Annotated in this window: 1 protein-coding gene; it reads left to right on the top strand. The window is 36.2% G+C overall.

The window, feature by feature from the left end; all coding sequences use genetic code 11:
- A partial coding sequence (locus H2280_RS08510; RefSeq protein ID WP_337216268.1) for a flagellin hook IN motif-containing protein occupies positions 1–486 on the top strand: 486 nt, incomplete at both ends.

The raw sequence follows: 486 nt of genomic DNA, 5'->3' as shown, positions 1-486 counted from the left end.
CTTTACCAATCAAGAGTTTCAAATTGGTTCAAGTTCAAATCAAACCATTAAAGCAAGCATAGGGGCTACTCAGTCTTCAAAAATAGGTGTGACAAGATTTGAAACAGGTTCTCAAAGTTTTACTTCAGGTGTAGCAAGTCTTGTGATTAAAAATTATAATGGGGTTGAAGATTTTAAATTTCAAAGCGTTGTAATCTCAACTTCAGTAGGAACAGGTCTTGGGGCTTTGGCTGAGGAGATCAATAGAAGTTCTGATAAAACAGGAGTTAGAGCTACTTTTGATGTTAGAACTATAGGAGCTTATGAAATTAAAGGTGATTCAACATCTGCAGACTTTGCGATTAATGGAGTAACTATAGGGCAAATTAGTTACAAGGATGGCGATGAAAATGGTCAATTAGTTGCTGCGATCAATTCTGTTAAAGATACTACTGGGGTTGAAGCTTCTAGGGATGAGAATGGTAAGCTTGTTTTAACTTCAAGAGA

The sequence above is a fragment of the Campylobacter sp. 2457A genome (genome assembly GCF_020135895.1).
Taxonomy (GTDB): Bacteria; Campylobacterota; Campylobacteria; order Campylobacterales; family Campylobacteraceae; genus Campylobacter_D; species Campylobacter_D taeniopygiae.
The sequence above is the reverse complement of the archived record's forward strand: the minus strand, read 5'-3'. Positions and strand labels throughout refer to the sequence as shown.